This is a genomic window from Luteolibacter rhizosphaerae, assembly GCF_025950095.1.
GTDB classification, from domain to species: domain Bacteria; phylum Verrucomicrobiota; class Verrucomicrobiia; order Verrucomicrobiales; family Akkermansiaceae; genus Haloferula; species Haloferula rhizosphaerae.
Window position 1 is genome coordinate 119,163 of the sequence record NZ_JAPDDR010000004.1, and the last position, 26,660, is coordinate 145,822.

At 63.2% G+C, this 26,660-nt stretch carries 17 protein-coding genes and 1 tRNA gene; 11 read left to right on the plus strand and 7 right to left on the minus strand.

The features are described from left to right. Positions 1-13 precede the first annotated feature (13 nt). Together rlmB and OJ996_RS08715 are read left to right on the plus strand one after the other, a co-directional pair. Positions 14-610, plus strand: coding sequence for a 23S rRNA (guanosine(2251)-2'-O)-methyltransferase RlmB (gene rlmB, locus OJ996_RS08710; protein ID WP_264513160.1), 597 nt, complete (start codon positions 14-16; stop codon positions 608-610). After that, positions 607-1,416: a metallophosphoesterase gene (locus OJ996_RS08715; protein WP_264513161.1), complete on the plus strand. Its 810-nt coding sequence runs from the start codon at positions 607-609 to the stop codon at positions 1,414-1,416. Before rlmB ends, OJ996_RS08715 begins: the two co-directional genes overlap by 4 nt. A gap of 78 nt (positions 1,417-1,494) precedes the next feature. Here OJ996_RS08715 and OJ996_RS08720 read toward each other — a convergent pair whose 3' ends face one another. Further along, positions 1,495-2,142, minus strand: coding sequence for a hydrolase (locus tag OJ996_RS08720; protein ID WP_264513162.1), 648 nt, complete (start codon positions 2,140-2,142; stop codon positions 1,495-1,497). Between the two features lie 138 nt (positions 2,143-2,280). Between OJ996_RS08720 and OJ996_RS08725 the strand changes: the two genes are divergently transcribed. Further along, positions 2,281-3,174, plus strand: a complete 894-nt coding sequence (locus tag OJ996_RS08725) for a LysR family transcriptional regulator (protein ID WP_264513163.1) — start codon at positions 2,281-2,283, stop codon at positions 3,172-3,174. Positions 3,175-3,192: 18 nt separating this feature from the next. Here the strand turns inward: OJ996_RS08725 and metX are convergent, their stop codons facing one another. Continuing rightward, entirely contained in the window at positions 3,193-4,335 is a 1,143-nt protein-coding gene (gene metX / locus OJ996_RS08730) for a homoserine O-acetyltransferase MetX (protein ID WP_264513164.1), read from the minus strand. A 434-nt stretch (positions 4,336-4,769) separates the two neighbouring features. Between metX and OJ996_RS08735 the strand changes: the two genes are divergently transcribed. The 3 genes from OJ996_RS08735 (at position 4,770) to OJ996_RS08745 (ending at position 9,758) form a co-directional block, all read left to right on the plus strand. Next, positions 4,770-6,257, plus strand: coding sequence for a formylglycine-generating enzyme family protein (locus OJ996_RS08735; RefSeq protein WP_264513165.1), 1,488 nt, complete (start codon positions 4,770-4,772; stop codon positions 6,255-6,257). A gap of 392 nt (positions 6,258-6,649) precedes the next feature. Then, positions 6,650-8,908, plus strand: a complete 2,259-nt coding sequence (locus tag OJ996_RS08740; RefSeq protein ID WP_264513166.1) for a glycosyltransferase family 4 protein — start codon at positions 6,650-6,652, stop codon at positions 8,906-8,908. Further along, complete coding sequence (locus OJ996_RS08745) at positions 8,898-9,758, plus strand: NAD-dependent epimerase/dehydratase family protein (RefSeq protein WP_264513167.1); 861 nt, start codon at positions 8,898-8,900, stop codon at positions 9,756-9,758. The genes OJ996_RS08740 and OJ996_RS08745 overlap by 11 nt, the downstream gene beginning before the upstream one ends. Before the next feature lie 8 nt (positions 9,759-9,766). Here OJ996_RS08745 and OJ996_RS08750 read toward each other — a convergent pair whose 3' ends face one another. Then, a complete protein-coding gene (locus OJ996_RS08750; protein WP_264513168.1) occupies positions 9,767-10,441 on the minus strand; it encodes an FHA domain-containing protein in 675 nt (224 codons plus the stop codon). A 195-nt stretch (positions 10,442-10,636) separates the two neighbouring features. Further along, positions 10,637-13,648 carry a LamG-like jellyroll fold domain-containing protein gene (locus OJ996_RS08755; RefSeq protein ID WP_264513169.1) on the minus strand — a complete coding sequence of 1,004 codons (3,012 nt, stop codon included), beginning with the start codon at positions 13,646-13,648 and terminating at the stop codon, positions 10,637-10,639. 222 nt (positions 13,649-13,870) lie between these two features. Between OJ996_RS08755 and OJ996_RS08760 the strand changes: the two genes are divergently transcribed. Next, positions 13,871-14,188 carry a bactofilin family protein gene (locus tag OJ996_RS08760; RefSeq protein ID WP_035603293.1) on the plus strand — a complete coding sequence of 106 codons (318 nt, stop codon included), beginning with the start codon at positions 13,871-13,873 and terminating at the stop codon, positions 14,186-14,188. 27 nt (positions 14,189-14,215) lie between these two features. Here the strand turns inward: OJ996_RS08760 and rarD are convergent, their stop codons facing one another. Then, complete coding sequence (gene rarD, locus OJ996_RS08765; protein WP_264513170.1) at positions 14,216-15,112, minus strand: EamA family transporter RarD; 897 nt, start codon at positions 15,110-15,112, stop codon at positions 14,216-14,218. Next, entirely contained in the window at positions 15,112-15,726 is a 615-nt protein-coding gene (locus tag OJ996_RS08770) for an LON peptidase substrate-binding domain-containing protein (RefSeq protein WP_264513171.1), read from the minus strand. Before OJ996_RS08770 ends, rarD begins: the two co-directional genes overlap by 1 nt. A 33-nt stretch (positions 15,727-15,759) precedes the next feature. On the opposite strand from OJ996_RS08770, the gene OJ996_RS08775 reads away from it, so the two are divergent. Continuing rightward, a complete protein-coding gene (locus OJ996_RS08775; protein ID WP_264513172.1) occupies positions 15,760-16,761 on the plus strand; it encodes a M28 family peptidase in 1,002 nt (333 codons plus the stop codon). A gap of 75 nt (positions 16,762-16,836) precedes the next feature. Further along, positions 16,837-16,909, plus strand: a tRNA-Ala gene (locus OJ996_RS08780). 93 nt (positions 16,910-17,002) lie between these two features. Here the strand turns inward: OJ996_RS08780 and OJ996_RS08785 are convergent. Continuing rightward, complete coding sequence (locus OJ996_RS08785; protein ID WP_264513173.1) at positions 17,003-23,908, minus strand: hypothetical protein; 6,906 nt, start codon at positions 23,906-23,908, stop codon at positions 17,003-17,005. Between the two features lie 145 nt (positions 23,909-24,053). Between OJ996_RS08785 and rsfS the strand changes: the two genes are divergently transcribed. Next, positions 24,054-24,407, plus strand: coding sequence for a ribosome silencing factor (gene rsfS / locus OJ996_RS08790; protein WP_264513174.1), 354 nt, complete (start codon positions 24,054-24,056; stop codon positions 24,405-24,407). Positions 24,408-25,180: 773 nt separating this feature from the next. After that, complete coding sequence (gene dnaB / locus OJ996_RS08795; RefSeq protein ID WP_264513175.1) at positions 25,181-26,635, plus strand: replicative DNA helicase; 1,455 nt, start codon at positions 25,181-25,183, stop codon at positions 26,633-26,635. Positions 26,636-26,660: the final 25 nt, after the last annotated feature.

Here is a 26,660-nt window from a genome sequence, read left to right on the forward strand (position 1 = left end):
ATTCTTCCGCGCCATGAAGCCACGCCGCCGCGAGCACGAAGCCCGTGACAACCGCCATGCCCGCCGTCCCGAGCAGACGAACGACACGATCCAGGTGCCCTCGCTGGATGAGGACGACCTGATGCAGATCGTGGCGGACAAGCCGGTGCCCTTCATTCTCATCCTCGATTGCGTGCAGGATCCCCACAATCTGGGTGCCATCCTCCGCAGCGCCGATGGCGCGGGGGTTCACGCGGTGGTCGCCCCGAAGGACAAGGCGGCAGGCATCACGGAAACGGTGCGCCGCATTTCCGTGGGTGCGGCGGATCACGTGCCTTTCGTGCAGGTGACGAACCTGGCCCGGACCATGGAGCATCTCAAGAAGGCGGGTGTCTGGATCGTGGGAACCACCGATCACACGGACAAGCTGCTCTACGATCTCGACCTGAAGGGGCCGTTGGCTCTCGTGTTGGGCGCTGAGGAGAAGGGTATGCGCCGTCTAACCGAAGAGAACTGCGATTTCCTGGCCAAGCTGCCGATGGCGGGGAAGGTGGAATGCCTGAACGTCTCGGTCTCCGCCGGTGTCTGCCTTTACGAAGCTGTTAGGCAGCGGACCCACGCGACGAAATGACCTCCCCGGTCCGCATTCTCTCCGACTTGCATCTCGGCCACCGGGTCTCCCGCATCGCGTCCGTGGAGCAGTTGCGCCCGCTGATTGCAGGCGCGGGAACGGTGGTTTTCAATGGCGACACTTGGCAGGAACTCGCGGCGATCTTCCGCGAGAAGTCCGCGGTGATGCTGGAGGAGTTGAAGGCGCTCTGCGCGCAGGAAGGGGCGGAGATGATCTTCCTTTCCGGCAATCATGACCCCGGTTGGGACGGGCCCGGATGGGTGGAGCTCGCCGGTGGCAAGATCCTGATCACACACGGGGACGCCTTCTACGCGGAAGGTTCACCGTGGAGTCGCGAGGCTTTTGCCCGGCATGAACAGGTGGCAGAGCTATGGGCGCAGCACGGTGCGGCTGCGGGAGATCCCGCGAAGCGCATCGAGTTGGCGCGGAAGATTGCCTTGGTCCTGCGTGCCGCCACCTATCCGAAGGGGCAGAAGATCTGGCAGCGGGTCATGGAGGCAGTGCGTCCTCCGCGCCGCGCCTATGAGATCCTGCGGGTGTGGACGCAGCAGGCGGATGCGGCAGCGGATTTTGCGGCACGTTATTTCCCGAAGGCGGAGATCGTAGTAATGGGGCACTTCCACCGTACTGGGATGTGGCGCAGGGGAAACAAGTTGATCTTGAATCTCGGAGCCTTTTTGCCCCCGGGTGCCGCTTGGTGGGCCGAGTATGAGGGCGGTTATCTTCGCGTCGGGAAGATCGACGAGGGCGAGATTTACCAACGGCGAGAGGTTCTCGGTGTCTGGCGCATTGGTGGCAATTATTGATGTCGGAGTCGGCAAAAGGCTATTGCCCGCAACTGATCTGGACAGCATCAGGCAATAGCCGGGAGATGCGAAGCGTGATCAACCCTTCGCGCCCGAAGCGAGAAGCTGCAGCTCCCAGGCAAAGGCGATAGAGCTGGCACCGCCGTGCTCAAGGATCACGCTGGAGAGAGCATTGGCGGTTTTCTCCCGTGCCCAGTCGCGCTGCCATTCGCCGAGCACCGCCATCCAAGTGATCGGCACTGCGCCGGCCTGAACCATACGGCGGACGGCCATGTCGTGGGCTTCCGCGCTGACACCGCCGGAGGCATCGGTCACGATGAAGACATCGTAGCCTTCCCCGAGCGCTTGGATCGCCGGCATGGCGAGACAGATCTCGGTCCAAAGTGCGGCGAGGATGAGTTGCTTGCGGCCGCTCTTCTTCACGATGTCGGTGACATTGGGATCCTCCCAGGTATTGATGAAGGTGCGGTCGATCGGCTTCTGATCCGGGAAGACGTCTTGGAGCGCCTTGACGAGATAGCCGCCGCGTTCCTCGATCACGGTGGTGAGGATGGTAGGGACCTCGAAGATCTTAGCGGTCTTGGCCAGGCCGACGACGTTATTGATGATCATCGTCGGTTCGTGGCTGTTCAGATTGGCGAACTGGTAAGGCTGATGGTCGATCAGCACCAGGATGCTGTCTTCGGGGCGGAGCAGGGCCTTGAGTCCGGTCTTGTTGTCGCTCATGGTAGTGTTTTGTTGATGGATCGGTGGCCGCGATGCGGATGCCCGGGCACCGATTTCGATCTACCGCCCCGACGAAAAACGGCCCAAGACTTTGATTATTGGGTCGCTCAACCTTTTAGGTTGAGCTAGGTCCTGCGAGTGGAACTACGTCACCTCCGGTACTTCGTCGCGGTCGCTGCCCACGGCTCCTTCAATCGTGCGGCGGAGATCCTGCACATCACCCAGCCGCCGCTCAGCAGGCAGGTGAGGGATCTGGAAGAAGAACTGGGGGTGCCGCTTTTGCTGCGGGGTTCCAACATGGTGAAGCTCACGGAAGCAGGTGAGCTGTTCTACGAGGAAGCCCGCGAGGTGCTGGCGCGGGCGGATGAAGCGGTCCGTCGTGTCCGCGGAGAGGCGAGGCAAGAAGTGCTTCGCGTGGGATACGCGCCTTCGATGATCGCAGGCATCATGTCCGCCGTGTTGGCCAGATTCAAATCGGCCGCACCGCGCGTGCGGATCGAACTCGCGGACCTGTCATCGCGGGAGATCATCGAGCAGGCGGGCAAGGGCTTGCTGGATCTGGTGGTGAGTCCGGGCATATCCGTCACGAAGGGAATCGCGGGATTCCAGTTAACCGAGCTGCGGAAGGTGCAGCCGGTGCTGGTGCTGCCGGGAAGCCACCCCTTGGCGAAGCTGAAGCGGGTGCCGGTGGCGAGATTGCGAACTCTGCCGCTGGTAGGCTTGGCGAAGGAGAACTATCCAGAGTATGTGCAGAGCGTCCGCGGCCTGCTCAAGCCCTTCGGAATCTCACCACGGTTCGTGTCGCTGGTGAACGACGGGGTCTCGACCCTTTTCGCGGAACTCGTGGCGAACGATGCCGGATCCATCCTTGTGGAGGGAATCGCCGACATCATGCCGCGGTCGCTCGTGATCAGGCAGCTATCCCCGAAGCTGCCGAGCGCTCCGGTGGTGATCGGTCTCCCGGCCTTGGACCCGAGCCCGCATGCCGAGATGTTCGCGCGGATCCTGATCGAGGAAGCGCGGGGGAGCTGACAAGAGGAGCGCTGCCAATTACTGGCCGAGCATCCAAGAGATGTGCGGCGTGTAGAAGTCCGGCTCAAGGAGGAAGGAGTCGTGGCCCTTGTCCGAGTGTACGGTCACGTGCATCACCTTCACCTGCGCGGTTTCGAGGTGCTTGGTGAGTTCCATCTGCTCTTCCGGATAGATGCAGAAGTCCGAGTCGATGGAGAACACCAGCCACTTCTGGCCGGCATCGGCACAGCGGGAGAAGAGATCCGCGGGTGTTTCCGCGTCACCTTCATTGGCTCCGTCGAAGCGGGACCACATGTCGTTGATGCGGAGGTAGGTGTTCGCGTCGAAGCGCTTGGTGAACTTCTTGCCCTGATGGAGCATGTAGCTCTGGAATTGGTCGCGCACGCGATACCAGGCGAGGATGTCGTCCGGCTGCACCACGTCCTGCCGCGCGCGGCGCTCGATTGCGTCGAGGTGGACGAAGGTCTTGTGCGAGATCATGCGCGCCAACGCGAGACCGTAGAGCGGGCCATCGTTGTCGTAGTAGTCGCCACCGTTGAAGTGCGGGTCGTTCTCGATCGCGAGGATCTGCTCGAACAGGATCAGGCGATTGAGGACCGTCGTCTTGTAGCCGGAAGCGATCGAGATGACGTTCTTCACCCGCTCCGCGAATCGCGTCGCGAAGGTGAGGGCGATGAGGCCGCCCACGGATGGGCCGACCACGGCGTGCAGCTTCCCGATTCCGAGGTGATCGAGCAGCTTCGCCTGCACTTCCGCCTGATCGGCCGAGGTGACGTGCGGGAACTTCGAGCCGTAGGGCTTGCCGGTGGCGGGATTCCCGGAGGCCGGGCCGGTCGAACCGTAGCAACCGCCGAGGTAATTCGCGCAGACGATGAAAAACTTGTTGGTGTCCAGTGCCTTGCCGGGGCCGATGAGATCGTTCCACCAGCCCTCATGCATTTCCGGCTGCCAAAGGCTGCCGGTGCCGGGGATGGCGGGATTGTGCCCGCAGGCGTGGTGGGAGCCGGAAAGCGCGTGGAAAAGCAGGATCCCGTTCGTGCCTTCAGGGTTCAGGGTGCCCCAAGTCTCGTAGGCCAGCGTGACGGTGGAAAGCTCCCCGCCCTCGCGCAGGCGGACCGGTCCGTCCTGGATCGTGAAAAACTGGGTCTGGGTATCGGCCACGGCGGGCAGGGGTCTAAGGCCCTACAAGGTTCTTGGCCAGACGAATATGGGTCCGGCCAGCCCGGCGGCGGTCGCTCGCGGGCAAAAAAAGAAGCCCGACCGGCACTCCTTAGGAAAAACCCAAAAACCTAAAGAACGACCGGCCGGGCCACCTGCCGGAAGCGAACTTCCTGACAAGATCTGTGATAAGCTTTGCGGAGCGTCTCCCGCAGTTGGCTTACACCTATATAACGCCGCCGACGGAATTCTTGTTTCAGATTTTTGCCTTTTTTTGCGGAGATTTCCGGTGACGCCTTTGCCACCGGTATCGGACGATTTCCTGCAATCTATGATCTAACTGTTAAGTTGCGCCCTTGAGGATCAAGCCATGTGGAATCGGGGAGGCATCTGTGTAGTTGCCTGTGGATCGGGTGGCCCCCTAGGCTCGGCGGCAAATGAGAGTGATCCTCGCGTGCTTGGCGGCAGGTATTCTGGCCGGTGTTTCGAACGCCGCCGAGAAGCTGCTGAAGCTGGATCTGGGCGGCGGGGAGGGGATGGACCTGATTCTGGTGCCGGCCGGAAACTTCACCCAAGGCTCGCCGCCGGAGGAGGGCGGCCGGGGTCCGGATGAAAACGCGCGGCCGGTGACGATCTCCAAGGACTTCTACATCGGCCGCACTGCCGTGACCCGTGGCCAGTGGGAGCGCTTCGTCGCCGAGACCCGCTATCGCAGCGAGGCGGAGAGCGGCACCAGCGGTGGCTACGGCTGGAATGGGCAGGCGCTGGAGCAGCGGAAGGAATTCACGTGGAAGACCCCGGGCTTTCCCCAGACCGCGGAGCATCCGGTTTGCCTGCTGACCTATCCGGATGCGGAAGCTTTCTGCGCTTGGCTGGAGAAGAAGGTGAACCGCAAGGTGACCCTTCCGACCGAGGCTCAGTGGGAATATGCGGCCCGCGCAGGCACCACCAGCGCTTGGCCGGATGGCGGCAGCGGCAATGGAGCTTGGCACAAGGGTAATGCCGGACGGGGAACGAATCCCGTGGACTCAAAGCCCGCGAATGCGTGGGACATTTTCATCTGCGGGAACGTCTCGGAATGGTGCTTGGATTGGTACGCGCCCTATCCATCGGGAGCCGCCACTGATCCGCGGCAGGACAACCCGAATCTGAGCGACAAGCCGCGGCGGGTGCTGCGGGGTGGTTCTTGGAATCGCGGTGCAAGCAATACCCGCAGCGCCGCGCGTTACCGGGCGGATCCGCGGAGCCGGAATGCGGATACCGGCTTCCGGATCGTCTGCGCGGTGGAGGAAAAGGCACCGCCCGCCGCCGTGAACTTGCCCCCGGTGGAATCCTCCCGTCCTTCGCTTCCACCCGTCGATGAACTGCCTGCAGGCGGAGAGTCCGACCAGACCAAGGGACCGACCCCGGTTGAAACACACACTCATGGGCCCGGGCGTCGTTCAAACGGTGGCTCGGTGCTCGGCGCTTTGGTGAAAGGCTTCATTTGCTTTCTCCTGCCGGTGGCCATCGTCGTCATCACAATCCTGCGGGCCATGACACGGCGAAAGCCCCCTGAGCAGAGGCTCGTCTCCGATGCCTTCCTGAACCGGCAATCGCGCCAAATCGCTCCTCCCGTCCGCAAGACGGACGATGGATTTTGGATCAATGGCGAGTGGCCGGAAGGCACGCTGCTGACCATCCGCTACTTGGTGGCAGGGGCAGAGGTGGTGAAGGAGATCATGTATCGCCCGGGGCAGGACGGGCAGTTCATCTTTACGGGCGGAGATCCAGGCTCGGTGAGCGTGGTGGCAGGAAGTCATCCGGTCGATGTGGTGGCACCGCCCCTCTTCACCGAAACCAGCCGGAGCTATGAGCGGAGCCGGAAGGATGACGACGACAATGATCCTCCCGTGCGCCCGCCCATCTTTCCCTCCGCTTACTGATTCCTTCGCCGGTGTCTCATTCCAGATCATTGTCGGAACCAGACCGGGCGGCGGGTACGGAATCGCGTCCAGTTGCTTTGATTATCGGGGCTGATCCCCGGCGGCCTTGGCTCGCGAGGCGGACCAGGCGGAGCTTGGAGGGGGCGGGCTTCGTGGTGAGCGAGGGGGCTCCCGCTGGTCCCTGCCTTCTGATCCGCGCGGGTGAAGTACTAGGTTCATCGGAGTTGTTCGTGCCGCCGCCGTATCTGCCGGGTAGAGTCCTGCTTGCAGCGGGACTACCGCGGGCGGGCGAGTGGTCGGAGTTTCATGCGCGGCATGGGGGCTCCTATCCCGGCGATCTACCTGCGGTGCTTTGCGAATGGCATTCATCCTCCGCTTCCGCGGTAGCACGAATGCAAGGGGCCGAGGTCCTCTCGGGGATACGGGCGATTCATTGGCCGGCCCTCGACCTCGCCGCGACGGACGAGCGGCTCTCCGTCTATCAGGTCGTGACAAGTCTTCAGCATGGTGGTGCCGAGAAGATTGCGCGGGAACTCGCACTGGAGCTGCCCCGCCAGCAGGTGGCCACACGTTTGGTGGTGCTGGGCAAGCCACACCGCAAAACCTTGGAGATGCCCGAAGGAACCTTGGATCTTTCGGGCTTACCTCGCTCGGGACGAGCAAAGGCCCTGATCAAACATGCAATCACCGAGGGCGTGGATGTGCTGCATGTGCATCTCACGGACGCGGACGAGACCCGCGTCTTGGCCGGTTCTGGCATCCCTCTCATCGCAAGCGTCCATAATTCGCGACAGGGCTGGCCGCGAGATTGGGATCGTTTGCGGAAGGATGACCTTTCCCTCATGCTGGCCTGCTCGCAGGCAGCGGAAACCGAGTTGCGGGAAGCAATGCCCGGAGTACCGGTGCGCACGGTATGGAACGGCATCCGCCCCTATGAGTTCCCGGAGACGCCGCTGCCCGGCTCCGGAGATGGTTTCACGCTCGCCTGTGTGGCGAATCCGCGTCCGCAGAAGCGGCTCGATCGTCTGCCCGCCATCATCGCCTCGACCCGTGCCGAGCTTCAGAAACACGGGGTGGTTCTCCCGCTGCGTCTGGTGATCGCCGGTGAGACCTCACCCCTGCTCCAGGAAGCGGTGGAATGCCGTGACGCCGTGGATCGGGAAGCTGCGGCTCATGGAATCGATCTGACTTGGACCGATGGCAAGGTCCCGGTGCGCGAGGTTTTGGCGTCCTGCCATGCTCTGGTCTCCTGCAGCGCTTATGAGGGGCTGAGCCTCGCCCATCTCGAAGCACTCTCCAGCGGCAGGCCGGTGATTGCCTGTGATACCGGCGGCACCCGCGAACTGGCATGGCGGAATCCCGCTCTGAAATTGCTTCCGGCGGATGCCCCGCCCGAGGTCTTCGCGAAGGCGCTCGCGGATGCTTTGCTGGATCCGCCGCCTTCCGCGCATCGCATGATCTGGCGCGACTTCACGAGCGAGCGGGTGGCAGCACGTGTGGCGAAGTTTGCCCGGGTGGTGGCCTCGCGTCCCGAGAGCGAGAGCAAGACCATCTGGTTCGTCTCGAACAATCTCTCGATGGGTGGCGCGCAGTCCTCGCTGAAGCGCTTGACGAAGTCCTTCCATGGTCGCGGCATCCGCGTGCGCCTCGCGTTGCTGCAAGAGTATCCCGAGCATCCAACCGCGGGGCGGCAGGAGTTGCTGGAGCATGGGATCGATGTCTTTGTGCCGCCGCCCGCCGGCTTGATCGATGCACAGGAGTCCGCAGCGCTGATCTTGGATGAGATAGCCGCTGATCCACCGGGAGCCGTGGTCTTCTGGAACGCGATCACCACCCACAAGTTGCTACTCGCGGATGCCCTGCCCTTCGCTCGGGTTTACGACATTTCACCGGGTGAGATGTGGTTCAGCTCCTTTGAGCGCACTATGGAGAATCCACCGCCCGCTCTGCCCTGCCGCCTGCCTGCGGACTATGGTCGCCTTCTGGAGAGCTTCACGGTGAAGTACTCCGCGGAGGCGGAGCGGGCGCGGGCGATCGGCGCTCCGGTGAAGGTCATCCCGAATGGTGTGATCATGCCGAACGAAGTGAGGCGTCGTCCGTGCGTTGAAGGGGCATTCGTGTTCGGCACGGCTGCGCGGATCAGCCCGCAAAAGCGCCTCGACGAGTTGATCGCCGCCTTCCGCCTGGCCCTCCCCGAGCTGCCGGATGCCGTCTTGCGCATCGCAGGCGGAGTCGAGACCGGTGCGGAAGAATGCGCGGCGGAACTGCGACTCATGGCCCAGGGCCTACCGGTCGAGTGGCTCGGGGAGCTGAGCGATATCGGCTCCTTCCATGCCGGGTGTGACGTCTTCGTGATGGTCTCCGATCCCGCCGGTTGCCCGAATGCCTCGCTTGAGGCTTTGGCCTCCGGTCTCCCCGTGGTGGCCACGGATGTGGGCGGTGCCTCCGAGCAGGTCATCGATGGCGTGAACGGCTTGCTCGTGCCCGCCCGCGATGTGCCTGCCTTGGCCAAGGCAATGGTGGAGATCACCCGCGATGCACGGCGGAGGGATGAAATGAGTGCCGCTGCCCGCGAACACATCAGGAGTCACTTCACGGTCGAGCGGATGACCGAGGACTACCTGCAACTTTTCTTCCCGGATGGAATCTAACGACAGGAGAGTCTTGATCACAGGTGCGGCGGGATTCATCGGTGCCCATGTCGCCCGTCACCTGAGCGCGCAGGGCTGGGAAGTGAGCGGCTTGGACCTCAGAGCAGGGGAGGGGATCATCGGTTGCGACCTGCGGAGTGATGATCTGCCGGAGGAAACCTTCCCTCATGTCGTCCACCTCGCGGCTTTGGGAGGGGTGAGGCCTTCAATGGATCGACCGCTCGACTACATTGAAACCAATGTGAGTGCGACCCTGCGCTTGCTGGAGCATGCCGTGAAGAAGGGAACCCGGCGCGTCGTCTTCGCTTCTTCTTCCAGCGTCTACGGGCCCACCGAGGGTAGGCCGAGCCGTGAGGACGATGTTCTGAATCCCTGTAGCCCCTATGCTCTAACAAAGATCCAAGGTGAGGAGTGGGGACGTCTCTTCGCGGAGAAGCACGGCATCGACTTCATCGCCTTGCGCCTCTTCGCCGTTTGGGGCGAAGGCCAGCGTCCGGATCTCGCACTGGAATCTTTCCGCCGCAAGATCGCGGCGGGTGAGACGGTACAGATCCATGGCGATGGCCGGCAGCGGCGCGATTTCACGCACGTGTCGGACGTGGTAAGAGCCATCGAGGCCGCCCTGGCTTGGCAGGGCCGGGGCTTCGAGGTCTTCAACGTCGGAACCGGAGTGAACCATTCCGTGAACGACGTGCTCCGCAAGGCCGAGCGCTTGGCCGGAAAGCGAGCGGAGGTGGCCTATGGTCCGGAGCACGCCGCAGACGTGCCAGTGACCCTGGCGGATGTAGCCAAGGCAAAGGACCTCCTTGGCTGGGAAGCCCGCGTGAGCTTCCCGGATTCTGCCCCATAGCAAACCGTTTACTTCGCGGGCTCGGCGGGTGCCGGTGCCGGATCCGCAGCAGGTGCGGCTTCAGCGGGCTTCGCTCCGGGGGGCGTCACCGGCAGACCGGCGGCGGACTTCTGGAGATCGTGCATCAGCGATCCACCCTGATGACGGGCGGAGTAGCGGAACGACAGGCCGAGCCAGAAGGCACCGGCGGCGAGCACGAGGAAGAACAGGGTCATGAAGAAGCTGGCCGAGGCACTCGGCTGCGTCTCGTAGATGACTTGGCGGGCCGCCGGAGCGGGTGCCGGGCGGGCCGGGCCGCCGGCCGGCTTCGGAAGGGACTTCACCGAGTCCTCCCGGACGATCGGGGACTCTTGGGCCGGCTTCTCGCGGGCCAGCGCCTCGCGCTCTTCTTCCGTCAGGGTGAAATCGAAGGCCACATCGCCGATCTTCACCGTCAGGCCGTGGCGCAGCGGGATGATGTCGCGGCGCTCGCCGTCCAACTTGATGCCGTTCGTGGAGCCCAGATCGCGGAGTTGGTAGCCGCCGTCGATGCGCTCCATCACCGCGTGGGTCACGGAAGCTGAGCCGTCGTCGATGACGATATCGTTGTCGCTGCCCCGGCCCATGTTGACCTTCATGCGGTCAAGCTGGAAGCGGTAAGGCTGGGGATTGCGATCGGCGATGGTGATGGTGACGCGCGGCATGGGTGAAAGACGTGAATCTGAGGCCTCTTCTAGCGCCAAATCCTGCGGCTCTGCACGGAAAAATTCCGCCAGCCCAAGGGCTTAGCGAGCCGGGGCCCGCCGATGCCGCGGAATCACGCCTACGGAAAGCCCCTCACCGCCTCCTCCGGGCATGGTGGACAGCCATGCCCGGGCGCTGTCGTTAGCGAGGCTGGCTCAGGGGATATCGATCTTCAGTCGGGCGAACAGCTTGGCTGCTCCTACGGTGCTAATGGTCACCGTGACTTTGTCGACACCCGGTCCGAAGCCATCGCTTTCCACCAGGACCTGCGGGTTGTAGGGATTGTCAGCGGTGGAGACCCAGTTATTGGTGGCGGGATTGGCGTTTGTTTCCACCCGCATCGCATAGTTCGCGGATGAAGCATCGGTCCGCCGGTAAATGAACTTCATCGTGTTTCCGGTCCGCGTGATCGTCGGCATCAGGCCGTTGGGATTGACATCCGGACTGCTGGGGTTTCCGCCCAGGACGAACTCGAGGCCATTGCTGATGCCATCTCCATCGGAGTCGACATCTGCGGCTGCCCCGGCAATGCCACTCGCCGTGGCCCACAGTTGATAGGGCGGTGCCGCGGGACCTTCCGTCACCGTCAAGGTGCCTTGGCCGATGATGCGGCCGCTGATGTTGCTGCTGCCATAGACTCCCGGCTGCTGCTGAACGCCATTGAGGAAGAGCCTGCGTACCGTGTCCGTACCGTTGAATATCAGATTCAGGGTCGCACCATCGGCGATGCTCACCGTGGAAGTGTCCGCCAAGCCGGGAGCTGCGAGCCAAAGACGGCCATAGTTGTTGCCCGGCTGCCCTAGGATCGTGGTATCGCCGGCATAGGCGGGCGCTTGGGTCAGGCTAACGAAGCCGTAGCCTCCGACCGTCAGCGAGCCGCTCCCGGAGACCACTCCGGTCACGTGTAGATTGGCCGTGGGTACCGGACCGTTCGGGGCAGCGTTAAAGCTGAACCGTTCCGCCACCAGCGTGCCTCCGGATGCATCAAGCTGGATGCTCCCGACCGCGGCGCTAAGCATCGGGCCGCCAGCCGTCGCCACCGTTCCGCCCTTGAGCACGATCGGCTTGGCGCAACTGGCCGCCTGCACCGTGGGATCGTAAGTGATCTCGTTTCCGAATTCGAGCGAGGCGCCGCTATGGATCGTGATCGTGCCGGGGTAGGTGTTGTTGATCGCGCTGTGCTGATCGGCCAAGAGGCTGCCGCTCAGGATCTCGATGTCCTTCACGGTCACCGTCGTCTTGTAAAAGGAGAAGGTGCCGCCGCCCACCTTGCTGAACTTGTGGTTACCGGTGATGAAGCAGGGGTAGGTTTGCGGGTAAGGATCGTTGTAGGTGACCGGGCCCCGGTTTTTCATGCCCATGCCGCCGCCCACGGCTGCATCGCTACCCAGTTGGAGGGTCTCCCGCATCGTGAAGAAAGCACCGCTATTCACGATCGCCCCTTCGCCATTCACGCCGCTGCCATTGATTACGGGGGGAATCCAGTCCGGAGTGAAGCCCCTGTAGTCCAAGCTGGCACCCGCGGCGATAGTTACGCCGCCAAAAAGATTGACCCGGCCCGCCCCGATCTGGCCGGCGGACAGTGTCACCCCGTTGAGCAAGGTCGGGCTCTGGATGATCAGTCGTCCCGACCCCTGCTTCGCGATGCTGCCGGGCCCCGTGAAGGCATTCGGCAGGCTCACATCGCCACTCCGGTTCACCACCAGTTGCCCGCTGCCAAGGCTGATCGGCCCGGTGCCGATGCTGCCACCAGTCCCGCCATCACCCACGCTCAGGGTACCTCCTTGAATCGCGATCGCGCTGCTGCCGGAGAAGCCGTTCGCCAGAGTCAGCGTGCCCGTGCCCTTCTTCGTCAGTGGGCCGCTCAGACTGAGCGGGAAACCACTGAAGCTGAAGTTCTCGCTGCCATCCACCGTCAGCGCGGCGGGTGCCATTCCTTCGGCCACGGTGATCGCATTGACTGTCCCGGCGGCGGAGTCGTCGAACTTCACATCGTCCGCGTCGAGGAACTGCGTCGTCGTGCTGGTGCCGCCCAGAACCCAGTTCGTGGCCGCTTTGTCCCAGAGGGCGCTGTTGGCTCCGGTCCAAGTGACGCCTTCCGCACCGCTGATCACCAGATCGATCGTCGAGGTTGCCGGGTTGATCTCGAGTGTTTCCGCGATGCGTCCCGGGATCTCCGCAAGCTGCAGGCCGGCCAAGCCCTGCCCGCCGATCGTGCCGGAAAAGCCGATCAACGGATAGCGTCCGTTTGCGAGCGTTCCTTCGCGCTGGATCTGGATGATGTGTTTTTCCGGGGCGGTTCCCGCTACCTGCATGCCGTTGGCCCCGGTGACGTGCATGAAATCCTGCACCGCCCCGCCGATCCGGAACACCGAGGTTTCCGTCGGCAGCAGGGTGGCCATCGGCACGCTCCCGGTGCTACCCACCCGGATGAATGCCGGAGTCGGGGCACCCGCCTGCAGCGCCGAGAGAATGTTCGCCGTCGGTTCGTTGGCGGGGAAGGTGACCACCCGAGCCTCATCGAGCAGGCCGTCGAAAGAGCTGAAGGTCTCCGTGTAGAAATTCTTGGAGAGCATGCCATCCCGGTGAACCGGGGGCATGGTGAAGGATCCTCCTTGATCCACACCGTTCACGTAGAATTTGGTCACCCCGTTCTGACGGATCACAGCGAGGTGGGCCCATGTGTCCGGAGTGAAGCTTTGGGGCTGTCCTTGGATTCCGCTGCCGCGATACGCGGTAGTGCTCCATCTGTCCCCGTTCTGAAGGATGATGTAAGCTCCCTGAATATCGCCGAGAGCGAAGACAGGAGCGTAGCTGGAGCCTGAAGACTGGGCGAAGATGCCGAAAGCAAAGTTGTCCGTCGGCAAATTGGAGAATGTTTCAAAACCGCCCCAAGACTGATGACCCGCCGCACTGGTATCGAGGCAGGCGGTTGAACCGATCGCGGCTGGCGATACCGCGTTGCTGACCAAGGAACTGGCGTTGCTGGCTTGGGCTTGGTTCAGATGGCGATTTGCGCCGCTGCTGTCCTGTGGCCTGAAGTCGCCTCCGGCCAGGCTTCCGGTCTCGCCGAGATGATACTCCGCGTACGGGAAGACTGCCGCACGGGAAGCTGTCGCAAGAAGGCAGCAGACGATGCCGGCGGAGGAGAGAGACCGGATTTTCATAGAGGGCTAGGGGTTGTTTTGGGTCTAAGTGATACTATAACTCATAACAAGAAGTTGCGGGGATCCTGCGTGAAGATCCGGTGAAGCTGCCGTTAGTGTCCGTTTACCCCCCCCCCCCGAGGGCGCCGCAATTTCCCCAGAGCACAGTTCTCCGGTGCCCGACGTGCCCCCCGGGGAAATCCGGTTGCCAAGGCCGCCCGGCTCTGCTGAATTCCATCCACCATGGCCAATGCAACGAACGTGCTCGCGAGCGGGATCGAAATCACCGGCTCCATCCGCTTCTCCAATGACATGATCATCGACGGGAAGATCGAGGGCGAGATCATCTCCGAAAAGGGCCGCGTGACCATCGGCGAGAACGCCATGATCAAGGGCAATGTGACCGCCGGCGACGTGAAGGTCTTCGGCAAGGTCGAGGGCAAGATCACCGGCGAGCGCTGCGAACTGAAGGCCAAGTCCCGCCTCGATGGCGACATCAAGGCCAAGATGTTTTCGATGGAGGAAGGCGCCCAGCTTTCCGGCCGCACCGAGATCGGTTGATCCGCCGTTTGCCAGCCTGCTGTTTTTTCAGGAAGCCGCTCCGTCCGGGGCGGCTTTCTTTTTGCTCCGGTAGATGGCCTCGCCGGCGTAGATCGCCACCGCCGCCCAGATCAGGCCGAAGGAAAGCATCCGCATCGGGTTCATGGGCTCGCCGTAAAGCTGCCAGCCGATGAGGAACTGTAGGGTGGGGCCGATGAATTGCAGGATACCCAGGGTGGTGAGTGAGATCGTCCGGGCCGCGTGGCCGAAGCAGAGCAGTGGAGTGGCCGTGGCGATCCCCGTGCTGAGAACCAGAAGAACCGTGCCGGTGCTCCCGCCGAAAAGTGCGGCTCCCTGCGAGCCCTGCCAGATAAGCCACAGCAGGGCGACCGGTGCGAGCAGGGCGGTCTCTGCCGCCAGACCGGGGAGCGCGGCGAGGGGGGCCTTCTTCCGGACCACCGCGTAGAGCGCGAAGGTGGTGGCCAACACCAGCGCCACCCAAGGCACGCCCTGCACCGCCTCGAACTGAAAGCCCACCCCCACGGCCGCCACGGCCACGGCGATCATCTGCAGGCGCGTCTGGCGCTCGCCGAAGAAGAGCGCGCCGAAGAGCATGTTCAGGAAGGGATTCAGGTAGTAACCCAGCGCTCCCTCCAGAATCCGGTCGTTGAGGGTGGCCCAGACATAGAGCAGCCAGTTCGAGGCTAGCAGGCAGCCCGAGAGTAGGTGCCAGCCTACCCCGCGCCAGGATGAGATCCCGCGGATGACCGTGCCGACCTGCCGCTGGTAGGCCAGCACCGGCAGCAGCGCCACCAAGGACCAGATGGTGCGGTGGGCGATGATCGAGGCGGGCGGCAGGAAAACCATCGCCTTCCAGAAAATCGGCAGCACGCCCCACAGGATGAAGGCGGCGATCGCGCTCAGCACCCCGTCCTTCCGGTCCATTACTGAGGCGAGCCGGATTCGAATTTCTTGCAGATCCACGCCACGCGGGCGGCGGCGGATTCCATCTCCAGCAGGTCCTGCCGCTCATCGGGATTGTGCAGGAACTGCTGCGCCATCACGTCCGCCAGGATCGAGGGATCGTCGATCTGGGCGGTCATCGCGACCAGTGCTTCGCGGACGTCGTCCGGAAGCTCGCGGGTGACGATCTCGGAGGCCTCGTGGAGCGCTTCAAGTGCCGCCTTGGCTTGGGATTCCGGTTCGAAGACGGAGGGCAGGGGCTCGATCCGGGCCTTGGGGTAGGGAGAGTCCAGCCACTCGGTGAAGCGGACGCGGATCACACCGTGGAGCAGCAGGTTCGAGGTCCCGTCGTCGAGCTCTCGGGAAGCGCGGACGAGGCCCATGGTACCCACCGGTGCCGTGCAGCGGCCGGGGTCCTTCGTCTCCTTCCCGGTCAGCCGAGCCACGGCGAAGAAGCAGCTCCCTTGGAGGGCATCCGAAAGCATCTCCCGGTAGCGCGGCTCGAAGATGTGGAGCGGCAGCCCCCCGTGCGGGAAGAGCGTGCAGTCCGGCAGCAGCATCACGCCACAGGTCTGGGGGATGTTGAGCGAGGACACGCCGCAAAGGAGGCGCGCCGGACCGCTGGCGCAATGCTAAAATCGCTGGAAGTAGGGAAGCTGCGGGCACCTGCGGCGCTTCCCGCCTTGCCTCCGCGGCGCTCATGGCGGAGGGATGGCCGCGTGACCGAGGAATCTGCCCCGCGCCGCAACCCGCGCATCGCCCTGCTGCTCTGGATCCTGCCGCTCTGGCTGGTCGTCTCCGCCGGTTTCAGCATCTGGTTCTACTTCCGCAAGCAGGCTTCCGACGCCCAGGTGGAGCAGATCCGTTTTGCCACTGCCGTGAATGACGCCGACCTGAAGGGCGATGTGGATAAGTTCCTTGGCTTCGTCGGCCAGCGCCACCCCGGCTCCCCGCAGGGCCTGAATCGCGCCGCCGCCATGATCGAAGGTTCGCTGGGCCCCGCGAATGCCGGCTACAAGGTGGAGCGCCTGCGCGGCCCCACCCTGGAGGCCGGGCAGTGGCCGCTTCTGCTCGTCACCCTGCGCGGCCGGGAGGAAGAGCTGCCGCCCCTCTGGATCGTGGTCGGCTACGACGGGCGCCCCGGGTCGCTTGGCGCGGAGGCAAATGCCAGCGGCGTTGCCAGCGCCATGGCCGCTGCCCATGCCCTCGCGGATGCCCATCCCAAGCGCGCCGTGGTCTTCGCCTTCATCCCGCACGCCTACGACTCCGACTCCCCATTGGCGGATACCTTCGCTATCCTGAAGCAGCGCATCGGCAGTGCCTCCTCCGTTCTCGTCGTGGAGGCCATGGGCGCGGGGGAGAAGCTCATGGTCAGCTCGCGGGATGCGGAGAATCCGGCGCTACGGCTGGTGGATGGCCTCGGTGAGGTTGCCGGAGCGGAGACCATCTGCATGGAGGATGACTTCGACCTCTCCTCCGCGCTCTTCGAGATGAATCTCCCCGCCGTCCGCGTCGCCACCCGCCCGGTGGTCCGTGCGGATGAGGCGGATGACACCGCTCCCGATTCCGCCAAACACGCCGCTGCCACGCGGGCATTGGTGAGCTTGATCGAAAAGCTTTCGGATTCTTGAAAAAACCTCTTGCGCGGGTCGGATCCATCTCCTACCAAACCGCCCGCACGCGGCCCCTGAGGCCGCCCGCCGTAAGGGGGATTAGCTCAGTTGGTAGAGCACTTGCATGGCATGCAAGGGGTCAGCGGTTCGAATCCGCTATCCTCCACGGACGGGAAACCTTTTAGGGCTTCCCAAGCCTCAACGGAACCAACGCCACCCGCTCGAGCAGGTGGCGTTTTTATTTCCACGGCACGAGCCGTTAGAGATCGAGAACCTCGATGCGGGCACCCTTCTCCGGATGACTGATGAGGATGGCGATGCGGCGGATCTCCTCCAGTTTGCTACCGGTGTGGCTCAGGTAGTCGAACTTGCCGCGCAGGTCGGTGTAGCCGTCCTTATGGAAGACGGCTTCACCGCCGTCGGTTTCGGCATAGACCTTCACGTAGCTGCCGGGCAGAGGCAGTCGGGTGGAGCTGTCGAAGACCTGTAGGGTCCGCTCTTCCGGGCGGCGGGTGATCTCCAGTGCCCGGCTGTCGAGGACCTTGAGCACGCGCGTGGTGCCCGATTTGGCGGCGACGAGCACGTTGCCATGGCGGAAGGCCTCGGGCAGATCGACCGGGGTCTCGGCGGCGGCCAGGGGCACCTCGCGGGTTTCATTGGCGAGAATGCCCGGCAGGGACGCTCCATCTCCGGCAAGGAAGGGATTCTTCGAGAACAGCATCTCCAGATCCACGCTGAACAGCTGGAGCAAGGTCTTGTCGAGTTGGCGCTGCTTCACCAGCAGCTTCCCGTCGGCCCCGAGCGCCAGATCCAGCATAGGTATTTCTTCCTTCGGCTTCTCCTGCTCGATGGGGCGCGGCACGGCGAGGGCGGCAATCTCATCCGCCTGGCTGAGGATCGCAGCGAAGCGCTGCTGCCATGGTCCCGGCGGGAGCTGCGCATGGCGCACGGCGAAGGCGCGCGCCTCCTCCGGCTTCGAGCGATAGAAGCTCACCACGGCCGCGATGTAGTCGTAGGCCATCGTCGCAGGGAGCTTTGCGGGCTCGATCCGGTCAAAACGCTCTAGAGCTTCCGCCACCCGGTCCTGCAGGAGCAGGTGGGCTGTTAGAGCCAGTTGGTCATCCGCATCGAGTTCCGGTTTCCATGCCAGGATATCCAGCAGCTCCGTGTAGTGCTGCTTCGCCTCCGCATGGGTGAGCCGCTCCTTGTCGGCGAAACGATGGGCACGAGGGTTCACCAGCGGGTCGAACTCCAGCGTGGCCCAATCGCGATGGACCAAGGGGCGCACCTGAATCAGCGGGCTATCGAGCCATGGCCCGAGGGTTTTGGCGAAGGAGGAGTTCTCGATCAAGTCGCGGATTGCGTCCACCTCACCATGGAAGAGTCCGTAGGCCGCAATCTCCGGGGAGTAGTGGAGACGCTCGCGCAGGATTTTGGTGGCCTCATGGAAGAAGCCACGGTCACGCAGACGCCAGCGGATCAAGCCGAGGTCGAGCGTCCGGAGATTCGCCTTCTTCAAGCGCTCCAAGACCGCAGCGTCGCTCGCGTCGCGGGCCAGCACCGGCCAGGAGTCCGCATCGTCGGCAGGCGCTTCAGTCACCACCTTGAGCGTCTTGATCTCGCTGCGGGCCAGCACCAGATCGCCCTCTGAAACCTGCAGCGGATAGATCGCGAACTCTCCGGGAGTCGGGAAGTAAAAGGCCAGGTCCAGCGTCTGCACCCCATAGGGCTGAAGCTCGAAGGTCTGTGATGCGGTGGCGGGCAGTCCGGCCAGCGGGATCGAGCCGGCAGGGATCTGGGCCATCACGTCGATCCGGCGGCCGGCACCGCTCGGATTCGTCACCACCATGGAAGCGCCGTAGGGCACCCCCGCGACGAACTCTCCCGTGATGCTGTTCTCGATCTTCCGTCCCTCCACGGTGCGGAAGCGGTCATCGAGGCGATGGAATGTCTGCCGGACCAGCACCGGGGCATCCGGCGCGAGTTGTTGGGTCTCGCGGGTATCCTTGTAAAAAAGGATCATCGGCTCGCGGGCTTTCACTCGCAGGGACGATCCGTCAACACCGGTCTCCGGTCCTTCGGCCTTGAAGGGCAGATCGAGCATCGCCAAGCAGAAGACGGCCTCGTTCAGGTTGCGGGTGCAGGCATTGAAGTGAGGCGAGATGAAGCCGCCCTTGCCGTCCCATGCCGCGAGATCGAGCCAGAAACGATTGAGAGGAATGAAGCCCTCGCCGGTCTTGCCACGATAACGATAGTAGTTCGATTCGCGCCAGAGACGGGTCTGGTCGCGCTCCGAACTCCAGGAGGGGAGCGCCTTGTTTGGAAGCTGTGCAGCTTGGCCGACGGCACCTAGCATGGCACCGCCATCGGCAGCGCTGAAAGGATCGGCGTCTCTCTCCATGGGGGGAGGTGCCAAGAGGTCCGAAGACTCAGCGAACGGATCTCTCGCAGCGGGTAGGCTATCGGCGCCACCCGATGAGGGCGGGATGATGGATCTTCCGAAGTTGGGCTGCGCTGTGCCCATGGATTCGAGCAATCCTTCAATCAGATCCAGATTGGTGGGCGTGTTCCGGACGAGCAGGGTGTTGTTTCCGGGGAAGAATTTGGCCGTTGCTCCTTCGGGGAATTTGACTCCTGATATCTTCAGCAGTTCCTCGTCGGTGAGACGCGGGCGGGCAACCCACTTGCGTTTGTCCGATTCTCCGCGATCGGAGGCGAAGGGGTCTTGCTCTTCCTCGTCTCCGGAATTTTCCTGAAGAAGTTCACGGAAGTTGGGCGGCACCTTGAAGGTCCGGTTGAACAGATCCTCGTCGGTCTCCGTGGCAGGCACGAAAGTGACGGCGAACTCATCCACCTTGTAACGGAGCTTGGTTCCTCCACACATATATTTAAGGACTTCCGCGAGAGGGACGTTACGAAGGCGAAGCTCGCGGATACGAAGGGCCCCGGGATCGATTGTCGTACCCAGCCCTCCTGCTGCGTCGGCATCCAGCGCCGCATCGCCACTTCCGCCTGTCCTTGGCTTGCGGATCACGAAGCTGATTCCTTTGCGTGCGGGATCGCGCTCTTTCCTGTCGAGTTCGCGGGATCGAAGTCGGAGAAAATCAACCGCCTCCTCGACGCTGATATCTTCGAAGTCGATGACCGGAATGACGATTTCGTTCAGCTTCTCAAGCAGTTTCTGGGTTCCGCTCGATGCCATGTAAGGATCACCCTCCTCCCCTCCGCCGGATCGGATCTCCGGCTTCCGGAGCACACGGCTGAAGAGCATGCTCTCCTGCTCGGGTGTCGGTGCTTCCAGCTCCCAGCGCTGCCGGAGCTCCGTCACGATCCGCTCCCGGGCCTCCGGCATTGCCTGCGCCAGCAACGCCTTCTCCGCGGCATTCAGCTTCTGCCAGGCATAGGGCCGGAGGTAAGCGGTGAGATCTCGGCCTAACAGAATCTGGTCGATCACCGTTGGCTCACGCTTCTCCGCGAGCATGGGCTGCACGTGCTTCTTGAAGAAGTCGGCATCCTTCCGCGCGATGAAGAGATGGAGCTCGTGGCAAGCGTGCTCGCCCAGGAAGGCCAGCTTCTCTTCTTCATTGAGAATCGGCCAATCCAGCAGCTCCGAGAAGTCGAGCAGATCGCTCCCGGGAATCTCGTCGTAGAGAAAGTCGAAGGCTTCCTCCAAGGTCGTGAAAGCTCTCCAATCCGCGTCGATCACGCTCTCGATTTTCGCTTCCGCTCCCTTCGCCAGCACCGCCGCACGGCGCGTGCCGATGTGATACTTCTGAGCGTCGAGCGGCTTGGCGAGGCGACGATCCCGAAGCGGGGTATCAGTGGGCACCAGCGGGATATTCAGGTGATGGCGGCCCGCTCCATTCGCAGCAACGATCTCGAGATACTGGCACTGTGCGAAGTCTCCTGCAGGCACCTGGAGAGTGCCTTCCGCCCCGATCTCCAGATCGAGCTTCAGCACCGAGGCGTTCGCCAGGAAATCGATCGTGGCACTGTCCGAGGAACCGGAGTCGCGCTCGGATGGAGGAGCGGAGGGTTCGGGCGCCATCTCCTGCTTCCGGCGGAGTTCGTCCAGGTTTCCCTCGCGGCCTTCCTTGCCCGTCTGGGTTTCTTGGTTCAGCGGGTCCTCGCTCCAGCGGTTCAGCAGCAGTCCGGGGCGCGGCAGCATGGAGCCCGGCAGCGCGGTACCTGCGCGACGCTCCAAGATGTAGCGCACCTCGTCGCTCACGCGGCTGGCCTCGAGAAAGGCATTCCCGGTGAAGCCCGTCTTCAAGGTCCCCGGCAGGGGATTCGCGAAGGGCTGGAGCGCCGTCCCCGCGGCCCAGTGGTGCAGGTAGCGGCGACCGATCAGCGAGACCCGCGTGCCGCCCGCAGCGCCATTCACCTTCAGCACCAGATTCCCCGCCTCTGGGGTGGCGGAGACGATGAAGGGCATGGACGGGGAGTGACGCGGCAAGATTCGCGAAGGCGAAACCAGCAGACCCTCGCGATCCACTCCGCCGGAGACGTGGATCCGCTGGCTGCGTCCATCCAGCGTGAGAACGAACTTACCGGCGGGAAGACCGCGCAGCACGATGCGCCCGTTCTCCAGTGCCAGCTTGTCGAAGTGGTCGCGCAGCAAGGTCGCGTCCCGGAACTCCTGCAGGCTCGCGCGTGTGCGGTCCAGTGCCGCCATCGGGCGCAGCAAGGGCAGCTTGATTTCCTCTCCGGCGGCGATGTGGAAGAACTTCGGCAGATCGTTCCAGCCACCTTCCTCGTCCGGCTTCAGGGCCGCCTGCGAGATGTCCACGTTGGTTGCCGTCACCTCGGTGATATCCGTTAGCATGCCGAGGGCGATCCGCCCGCGTTCATCGCTGCGCAGGGTCTGCTCCACCGGCAGCTCATAGTGGCGGTGGGTGAAGGCCAATACGACCGGGCGCAGGCCCAGCGGCTCCCCGTTGCGCCCCCGCAATTCCAGCCGGTAGCCATCCGTGTCCCGCGTGAAAAAGCCGGCCGCGATCTGGCCGCTGGCGATCATGCGGTTCATCTCCCAGGTTCGGAAGGCATTGACCAGAATCGGCGCCGCACCATCCCGCGGGGTTACCCAACCGCTCAGCTCCAGCCGCAGCTCCATGGTATCCGCGGGGACTTGGAGGGGCACCCTCAAGGCGGGAGCCAGCTTGAGATCGCCGCCGATCACTCGCTCGATGTTCTGACCATTGATCAGTGTGGCGGTCATCTTGAGCGAAGGGCGCTCGATCCACTCCAAGGGGATCTCTTGGCCGTGACTATTTAGGCGCAGCCGTAGGAAGACGCTGGCCTGGCGGTCGGCCAAGAGCTGCTCGCGGTCGAGATGAAAGCGCGCGTCCAACGCGATCTCTTCCTTGCGCGGCCTGAGTTCGAGCGGGACGGCCAGCTTGCCCCGCCGGACGAAGCCGCTGCTGCGGGAGGCGCCGGTCTTGTCCGGAATCAGGATCCGGCCATCGGCATCCGCATTGAAGCTCTCCGCCCCAATCGCGACTGCGGCATCCTTCAGGATAGTCCCCGCCTCATCGAAGACGCGCACCGATTGGCCGCGGGCCTCGCGATCCACGAAGGCGACCAATCGCCCCTTCCGGATCAGGGCGCGGGAGGAAACCCCCTTCGACACGCACTCCACGATCCACGCGCCGGGCCCGCTCAGCTCCGGCAGTTCGAGCTGTTCGCGGTGGATGAGCAGGGGCGGCTGCGGGAAGTTCAGGCGCTTCTCGTGGTGAGGGACCAAACCCTCCAGATCGAGGCTCACCGGCGGCTCGCTATTTTCCCGCTCGATCCACGAAGGGAGATCCAGCTCGAAGATCCGCACCAGCAGTTCGGGCGTGTTCTTGAGATCAAGCGCCAGCTTCACCGCGGTATCTCCGAGCAGGGTGAGTGGCTGGCCGGGAGCGAAAGCGATCCGCGTTTCCTTCTGGAGCTCCAGGAGTTCCGCGGGATCGAGCGAGGGTCCCCACTCCACCGGGTTCCCGCCCGCCAGCAGCCGCGCCCTCGCATGGATCTGGATCAGCCGCTTGTTCTCGATCAGGTCCTTGAAGAGTTCCGGTGTTTCCGCCCCGCCCAAGAAGTGGTTCAGGTAGGCATCGATCAGCTCGCGGTCGTCGTTCACCGGCGGACAGGCCGTCGCGGCAGAGTAGTTCGCGCCGGTGTTGATGTAGTCTGCCTCGGGCAGGCCCTGGTTGGGAAGGACCTTGAGGATCGAATGGCTGCTCCGCAGCAGCTTCAGGTAGCTCAGGAAGTCCTCCTGCGGGAATTGCCCGAGATCCCGCTGCAGCCGCAGGTGGTGATAGAGCACGTGCGCCTTCAGCGAATTCAGCGCCGGTGGCAGGGTGATCGCGACTTCACGACACGCGGCCAGGTGGGCTGCATGGGCGCCGGGATCGAGCGCGAAGTCCGTCTCGTCCCCCGGGAGCAGGGTTTCCAGATAGCGGGTCACGAAGGCCTCGTTGCCGCGTAGGGCGGGCACCGCTGTCGCCAGCTCGTCCATCTGGCTCCGCGTCAGGCGCAGCTCGATCGCCACGCTGCCGAAGCTGGGGGCGCTGCGGCTCGCATGGATCTTGGCCAGCAGCGGCACGATCCCGGGCAGGTCTGCGCGGACGAGCGTCTCGCGGAAATACTCCAGCTTGGCCTCGTCGAATTCGCCTACTTTCGCGAGTTCCGCCGCCAGCCGTTCCGGAGAGTAGCGGCGGTAGGGAGCTTGGCCGCCTCGGGTGGCCAGATTCTCGAAGGCCGCGACCGAGATCATCGCGGGATCGAGGCGATCCGGCAGCTTGGCGTCCGCTTCGGCGTCCGGCTTGGTGTCCTTGAATTCCAGCCCGGCCTCTTTGATGAGGAAGTCCGCCACGCCGCGGGGATCGGCATCGTAAGAAAGAAGCTGTTGGCGGTTCATCAGCGAATCGAAGCCATCGCTTGATACCGGATCTTCCTTCCGCTCGGAGGCCGTCAGCCACTGGTCCATGACCTTGCCAAACTCGTCGCTGCGCCCGGAGAGCTGATGGTTTAGCGCCTGATAGAAGAACCAGTCGCGGGTCTGGGGGACCAGCTTCGTCAGGGATGCCTCGCGGGTAGTCGGATCGGCGAAGGCCTCCTTGAACTCCAGATCGGCTGCGGCCACCGGCAGCAGGAGGGCGAGAGAGATAAGGATTTTTCTCATGGTCCGGATATAGGGAAGGCCGGTGGGGTGGGGAAGGGAAGAAGTGCCGGGTGAAGGACCGGGGAGCCCTTTGCGACAAGCTCCTGAGAAATGGATTGGCCAAGCCGGGACGGCAGGCTAGGCTCGCCGCCCCGAAGGGGACATCATGGCGATCCAAGGACTGGAATTGGCAAAGGCTTGCGCAAAAGTGGCGGACGAAACCAAGGCGGAGAAGATCCGGCTCTGGGACCTGCGTGGGCTGTCCAACCTGACCGACTTCATGGTCGTCTGCTCCGGCTCGTCCATGCCCCACCTCCGCGCCATCCTGCGCGATATCCGCGGCCGCGTGGATGAGGACCACGGCGCCAAGCCGATCAATGCCGAGGGCAATGCCGACACCAAGTGGGTCGTGCTCGATTACATCGACGTGATGGTCCACGTGATGCACGAGGAACTGCGCGACTTCTACGGACTCGAGGACCTCTGGGCCGACGCCAAGGAGGTCTCTTGGACCGAGTGATCCGAGCTTCCAAGCTGCTGCAGATGGCGGCTTGAACGGGCGAATGTGGAGAACTCCACGCGCTGTTCGCAAGTTATTCACAACGCATCCGAGCGCTTGATTGAATGGTACGTGTGAGGCTTGTTCACAAACCTGCCATTCATTTTCAGTCCGATAGGAACTTATTCACATTCATGCGATTGCTTGAATCGTGAGCGTGAATCGACCGTTTCTGAAGAATTCGCAACTTATTCACAAGGGCTGTTCCCAAGTTGTTCACAAAGCGCTGAGCAGCTTATTCACAGGTTGCTCCCATTGACCTAAGCGGTGCGATTGCTTTAGAGGTCTTAATTAAATGTTGCACTCTCGCGTGAATCTCATCCCTGACGGTGAAGTTGCTTCGTTCCTCCATGAACTTTGTTCCTTCGCGGATCATCCCCAGCAGGTCGACGATGCTTACACGGTCGACAATCTGCTATCGATAGTCCTGCAGCGTCACAGTCCTGGTTTAAAGGTGGCGAGTTTTCCTCTGCCGGGTAGCTTGGTGATCTCCAAGGTCAGAGCGCTTCCCGAGCAATTAAGATCTCTCGCGGTGGAAATTGCCGCCTTACGGGGCATCGATCTGGGAGTTCATCGGGATTCAACGTTTCTGGTATTCCTGAAGAAGGCATATCCACCGATTAAGCGGACGAGTAATCGCCCGTACCGACGCCGGTCCTAGATTGAGCGTTGTCGCTTGCGTTGGGCTTGCTAAAAGGACCGCCGGTCGCCGATAGGGCGCCGCCCTATTTGCCATGGCGACAGAGACCAAGCCCATCCGTATTGCCGATTCACCCGCTTTGCAGGGAGGAGATTCTAGCGCTTCGGCGGCGGATGTGATGCGCTCGATGCCGCACGCCTTGGGGCCGGAGAAGAGCATCCTCTCCTCAATGCTGAAGGATCCGGAGCAGTGGATCGGCATGGCCTTGGAAGAAGGTCTGACCCGCGAGCACTTCTACCTGCCCGGGCACGGTCTGCTATTTGAGACTCTGCGTGAGCTGAACGCGAAGAGCCAGGAGATCGAACTCGTCTCGCTGGTCCAGCTCCTTCACGACCGCGGCCTGCTCGATAGCGTGGGCGGCCCGGCGGCGATTACGGACATCTTCGGCTACGCGCCGAATGCCGCGCATTTCCACAATCACCTCGGCTTGGTGAAGGACAAGTTCGTCCTCCGCTCGATCATCCGCACCTGCACCGAGGCGGTATCCGAGGCTTACGACAACCCGGAGGAGACCGTCTCGCTGCTGGACCGCGTGGAGTCCAGCGTGCTCGGCATCCGCCAGGGCACCGAGACCACCCGCGGTTTCCACATCAAGCAGTCGGTCTCCGACGTCATCAGCCACTTCGAGGCGCTGCTCTCCGGCGACGTCGAGGTGCAGGGGGCCCCGACCGGCTACATCGACCTCGACAAGATGTCGAAGGGCTTGAAGCCGGGTGAAATGTTCGTCGTGGCTGCCCGTCCCTCGATGGGTAAGACCTCGCTGATGATGAACATCGCGGAGCACATCTGCGTGGATCACGGCGTGCCCTCGATGGTCTTCTCCTGCGAAATGACCGCCTTCCAGATCGTGCAACGTCTGGTCTTCTCGCGGGCCCGCTTCGCGATGGCTCAGCTCGGCAAGGGCTTCAAGCCGCGGCGCGAGGACCTGCTGCGGATCAAGCGCGCGGCGGAGGAAATCGCCGCCTCCAAGCTCTTCGTGGACGATACCCCGGGCCTGTTGATCGACACGCTGCGGGCCAAGGCGCGCCGTCGGAAGCGCGAGGACAACATCGGCTTCATCGCGATCGACTACCTCCAGCTCCTCAAGTCCGGATCGAAGCAGGCGCAGAACTCCCGTGAGCGTGAGATCGGTGAGATCTCCGCCGGTATCAAGGGCCTCGCGAAGGAACTCGAGTTGCCGATCCTGGTGCTGGCTCAGCTCAACCGTGGTCCGGAAGGACGAACCGGCAAGTCACTGGGTGTGCCGCGGATGTCGGACCTCCGTGAATCCGGAACCATCGAGCAGGACGCCGACATGATCGGCCTGCTCTACCGGACCGCCTACTATGCGGAGACTCCGGAGGAAAAGGAGCAGGAGGCGGGGCGCGCGGAGCTTCTTCTGGCGAAGAACCGTAACGGTGAGACCGGCCACATCCCGTTGACCTTCATCGCGGAGCTGATGCGCTTCGAGACCCGCGTGCGCGGCGACGACGAGCATGCGCCGGAGTAAGCTGGAGATATCAGCGGGCGATGAT